At 54.4% G+C, this 5,519-nt stretch carries 3 protein-coding genes; all 3 read left to right on the top strand.

Annotated elements, in window-relative coordinates; all coding sequences use genetic code 11:
• Positions 1-512: 512 nt before the first annotated feature.
• From D5S03_RS10140 to D5S03_RS10130, 3 genes are read left to right on the top strand one after another with little or no spacing between them, the layout of a single operon-like run.
• Positions 513-1,754, top strand: coding sequence for an efflux RND transporter periplasmic adaptor subunit (locus D5S03_RS10140; protein WP_008870978.1), 1,242 nt, complete (start codon positions 513-515; stop codon positions 1,752-1,754).
• Positions 1,755-4,838, top strand: coding sequence for an efflux RND transporter permease subunit (locus tag D5S03_RS10135; protein WP_008870977.1), 3,084 nt, complete (start codon positions 1,755-1,757; stop codon positions 4,836-4,838).
• A 2-nt stretch (positions 4,839-4,840) separates the two neighbouring features.
• Entirely contained in the window at positions 4,841-5,146 is a 306-nt protein-coding gene (locus D5S03_RS10130; RefSeq protein WP_008870976.1) for a PG0541 family transporter-associated protein, read from the top strand.
• The last annotated feature ends 373 nt before the right edge of the window (positions 5,147-5,519 follow it).

Here is a 5,519-nt window from a genome sequence, read left to right as displayed (position 1 = left end):
GCAGACCGTGCCTTATTCATAACTTGACGTAACCATTCATCATCTGCTGAACCCGGCCAACCTGAACGTATCGCTGAAGAATAGCTACAAACCCTCCTTAACCAAGGAGGGGAGCAGACCGTGCCTTATTCATAACTTGACGTAACCATTCATCACCTGCTGAAGCCGGCCAACCTGAACGTATCGCTGAAGAATAGTTACAAAATTACAAACTTGTGTTACATTAACCTTTTTAACACTACAGCGAAACTTATAAAATTTTTCAACCTGTCTAAACTGGGGACAGTCCCGCACCTACTTGATTGCTCAGCAAGTTCCAGCGCTTTCATGAAATCATTCCCAAGTAGGTGCGGGACAGTCCCCGGTCCCCGGAGGTCAATGAATAAGTTTCGCTGTAGTGTTAAATAATTAAATAAAAATTGCAGCTGTCTGTAAAGGAAAGCAGGGGAGAGCAAATCCCCATGCCTTATGCAAATGGCTGAACTGTTACTTTCAACTGGAGAACCAGCAACATGGAAAACCAGCAAAACACCCCTCAGGACCAGGAAGTAAAACAGAAAAGAACTGTGCTGGGGCGGATTTTCAGCCCCTGGACGTTTTTGATCCTTATCCTGGCTGTTGGGGTATATTTTTACCTGGAACACGAACCTGAGCAAGAGAATGATCAGCCCCGGGAAAGACCTGAAGTGGCTGTGGAGCTGGCCCCGGCCAGTGAAATCACCATGCTGGAGACTGTGCGCGGGGTGGGGACTTTAAGGCCCGTACAAAGAGTGGACATCAAGCCCGAGACCAGCGGCAGGATCAAGGCTGCGCATTTTCAGGAGGGGGGATTCGTTGGCAAGGATAAACTCCTTTTCGAAATTGAGGAGCAAAAGCTTTTAAGACGTCTTTCCTCCCAGGAGGCCGCCCTGGAGGAAGCCCAGGCCAGGCTGGAGAACCTGAGACGAAATCACCAGCGTTTTTCCATTCTGCTCAGCCAGGAGGTGGTCTCCCAGGAAGAATACGACCAGGTAAAGACGGACCTGGAAACCACAAAAGCCCAGGTTCGCAGGCTTGAAGCCGATGTGGAACATGTGCGCGAAGAAATTGACGACACTGTCATCCGGGCCCCTTTCGACGGGTTGATCGCCGAGCGCCTTGTGGATCCGGGGACCTTCGTTTCCCAGGGGGAAACCCTGACAGTCATGTATCAGGTTGATCCCTTGAAGATTTCTTTTTTTCTACCGGAAAAGTATTTTGCTCAAGCGGAGCTGGGGCAAAAGGTGCGGGTGGCTGTACCGGCTTACCCCGGTATGAGCTTTGAAGGCGAGGTGGACTACATCAGTCCCTCCATCGATGAATCCACGCGCAAGTTCAGGGTACGCGCAGATATTGAAAACCCGGACAATCTTCTGCGTCCCGGTTTTTTTGCCCAGGCTACTCAGATCCTGGGAAAACAGGAGGACTCCTTAGTGATACCGGAAAAATCCCTGGTAGCAGTCCGGGAAGGCTACATGGTTTTTACCGTGGACCGGGAAAACGGCAGGGCCAAAGCTCAAATGGTCAGCACCGGCATGCGAAGGCCGGGTCTGGTGCAGATAACTGAAGGGCTTTCCAGAAATGATCTGGTGGTCACCGCTGGACATATGCAGCTCGAAGATGATTCCCGGGTGGAGATAGTTGAGGAGATGGAGGATGACTGGGCAGGGCAGTGGGACGAGTCCCTTCCGGATGAAGGTTTTGATACGGCGGAACAGTTCAGGGGAGGATTTTAAGTGATCTGGAATCTGTGTATCCGCCGTCCAGCACTGACCGTTGTTATCTTTCTGGTCCTTGCCATTTTCGGCGTGTACGGCTTTACTCAGATGCCTATTCAGGAAAACCCGGATGTGGAATTCCCAGTAGTGAGCGTGTTGGTGGTTCTTCCTGGAGCAGCACCGGAAATCCTGGAACAGGAGGTGGTGGAGCCCCTTGAGGCGGAACTGAGTACCATTGAAGGGCTCAAAGAACTGGTCTCCACGGCTGAGCAGGAATCGGCCACGGTAACGGCTGAGTTTGAGCTCTGGCGGGATCAGGACCTGGCGGCCCAGGATGTTCGCGACGCTGTGGAGCGGGCCAGGCGGCACCTTCCGGATGATGCCGAGGCCCCGGTGGTGCGCAAGATGGATATGGACGCCGGGCCCATCATGTGGTTTACCCTGCAGGGAGACGAGCGCTGGGACGATATGAGCATGTCCCGGTATGCAGAAGATGTTTTGAAGCCCAGAATGGAGACCCTGCGAGGCGTGGGGAGGGTCATTGTGGGCGGGTCCAGGGATTACGCAGTCAGGGTGAAGATTGATCCCGAACTGCTGGCCGCTCACCGGCTGACTATACAGGATGTGGTGGACACGGTGCAGATGGAGAACGTGGACATCCCATCAGGGCGTATCGAAGGCAAGACCAGGGAGTTCACCATCCGCACCAGGGCCCGCTTTTCCGAGGCCGAGCCCTTTAATGACCTGGTTATAGACCACAGGGACGGATCTCCAGTTCGTTTGTCCGACGTAGGAGAGGCCGTGGACGGGGTGGAGTCATACAGACGGCTGGCCCGTTTCAACGGCGAACCCACTGTGGGCCTGGGCCTGGTGCGCCAGACCGGGGCCAATACAGTGGAAATGGCTGAAGCGGCCCGGGAGAGCATGCGCCGGTCCGCGGAGAATTTCCCTCCAGGCCTTGAGTATCAGGAGGCCATGGATGCCTCGGAATATATCGAGGAAAATATCCGGGACCTGCAGACCACCATTTTTATTGCCGCCACAATGGTGGTGTTTGTGGTCCTTTTTTTCCTGCGAAGCGGGCGGGGTACCATTATTGTGGCCCTGGCCATTCCCACCTCGCTGCTGACGGGTCTGGCAGCCATAAATGTCCTGGGCTTCAGCATCAACGTACTGACCATGCTGGCCCTTATCCTGGTCATCGGAATAGTGGTTGACGACGCCATTGTCATCCTGGAGCGCAATTTCAGACACATGGAGCATGGGGCTGATCCCCTGCCTGCGGCCAGGGTGGGTACTACGGAAATGGCTTTTCCGGCCATTGCCAACTCTTTGTCCCTGGGAGCGGTGTTTATCCCGGTGGCCTTTACCGGGGGGATAATCGGAAGGTTTTTTTATGAATTCGGCCTTACGGTCGCAGTGACTGTATTTGCCTCTACTTTTGTGGCCCTGACCCTGACCCCCATGCTCTGTTCCAGGCTTTTGAAGTACAAGGAACGTAAAAGCTGGTTTTTCAAGATGTCTGAAAGACATCTGAACCATGTGGAAGCCATCTATGCCTGGGTTCTGGCCCGGGCCTTCAAAAGGCGGGCCTTAGTGGTGGTTATTGCCCTGCTGGCCTTTGGTGCGGGCATCATGGCCTACATGAATATTCCCAAGGAGTTTGCCCCGGACGAGGACCGCTCCAGGATGATGATAGTCTTTGAGACCCCCCAGGGGGCCACGCTTCCGGAAACAGACAGTTTTGCGGCCAGAATTGAAAAAATGCTGGCCGAAGATCCCAACGTCAGCCATACTTTCCTGGGCATCGGCCTTAGCCGTGGAGGCGGACCGGGTCATCCCAATGAGGGGGTGGCCTTTGTCACCTTAGTACCCAGGGATGAGCGGGATAAGCATCAGACTGAGATAATGCAGCAGTACCGGCAAAGACTGGCTCAAATTCCTGACGGACGTGCCTTCGCCGTTGATATCACCCCTGGAGGAGTAGGTGGTGACCCGGTGGAAGTGGTCCTGCAGAACCCGGACCTGCAGGAACTGGATATTGTGCAGGAGCAGGTGGTGGACTGGATGGAGTCCCGTTCGGAGTACTATGTTGGGGTGCGCTCCGATCTTGAGCTGGACAGGCCCCAGGTGGACGTAAGCATTGACCGGGAAAAGGCGGCCGAGATGTGGGTATCGGCCACGGCCATTTCTCAGTCCCTGCGCTATTTGTTTGGAGAGGTGGACATTTCCCACGTGGACCGCGAAGCCCGAAGGTACGATGTAATTACTGAGATAAAGGACCGCGGTGAAACCACCCCGGACGCCCTGCGCCATGTATACCTGCGCAACCAGAGAGACGAACTGGTTTCCCTGGATAACCTGGTGCATATCCAGGAAACCATAGGTCCAAGCGAGATTCACCGTTTCGACCGGGTGCGCTCGGCCTCGGTTACTGCATCCACACCTCCGGGGGTGGCCCTGGGCGATGCAGTGGACGAGCTGGAAACATATCTGGAGGCTGAGCTTCCTGCAGGGACCGACTACCGCATGGCCGGCATGTCCGAGGTGTTTGAGGAGTCGTTTTATTACCTGGCCCTGGCCCTTATTTTTGCCATTATATTTATATACTTAGTGCTTTCGGCCCAGTTCGAGTCATTCATCTACCCCTTAAGCATCATGACCGCTCTGCCCCTGGCCACTGTGGGCGCTTTCGGCATTTTGTGGCTTCTCAACCTGAACTTCAGCGTTTATGCCTTTATCGGCCTTATAATGCTCATGGGGCTGGTAACCAAGAACGCCATTTTGCTGGTGGATTATACCAATGTCTTGGTGGCCCGGGGAAGACCACCGGTGCAGGCGGCCCAGGAAGCGGCCCGGGAGAGGTTCCGGCCGGTGGTCATGACCGCCATCTCCACCATTCTGGGCATTACGCCCATAGCCCTGGGCTATGGGGCCGGAGGTGAAGCCAGGGTCCCCCTGGGCGTTGCCGTGGCTGCTGGTCTTTTTACCTCCACCGCCCTGACCCTTATTGTCATCCCGGTGGTTTACACTCTGTATGATCAGCTGCAGAACTACATTCTCAGACTTTTTGGGAAACAACCCAAAGGTGCAAAAGGTTGAATATGAAACTGGTGCACATCACCTTTCGTTTTGAATACGTGGATCACGTGGAGCGTATCCTGGATGATTCAGGTGTAGAGGATTACGCCAGGTATCCCATGGTGGAGGGAAAGGACCAGGAGGGCAAACATTTCGGCAGCCAGGTTTTTCCCGGCAGTGTAACCGTGTGTCAGGCCCTGGTAAAAAACGACCTGGTTGAGGGACTTATGCAGCGCCTGCAGGAGTTTAGAATGAAAAAAGGTGCGCACAGGCACCTGCGGGCTGCGGTCGTGCCTGTGGAGCAGGTGCTGGGCACTGGCGAGGATTAGGCGCAACCATACAGGGGTGCCGTGTCTCTGTCTGGTTAAGGAAGGGAGTTCATACAACCACCCCCGACCCCTCCTTGGCTAAGGAGGGGAGCTGTACCGTGGCTTGGACTTACTTGGGTGGTGGATTTCTGGAATTTTTATAAGGAAGGGATCTCATATAACCACCCCCGACCCCTCCTTGGCTAAGGAGGGGAGCTACACCGTGGCTTGGACTTACTTGGGTGGTGGATTTCTGGAATTTTTATAAGGAAGGGAGTTCATACAACCACCCCCGGCCTTAAGAAGTATGGAAGTAGGGGCGTATGGGAGTATGGGAGTAAAAATATCTTTACACCCACACATGGATACCCCCATACACCCATACTTTCTTCCT

It is taken from the genome of Desulfonatronospira sp. MSAO_Bac3, from assembly GCF_003838035.1.
Classification (GTDB): domain Bacteria; phylum Desulfobacterota; class Desulfovibrionia; order Desulfovibrionales; family Desulfonatronovibrionaceae; genus Desulfonatronospira; species Desulfonatronospira thiodismutans.
This window is presented reverse-complemented; position numbering and strand designations above follow the sequence as displayed.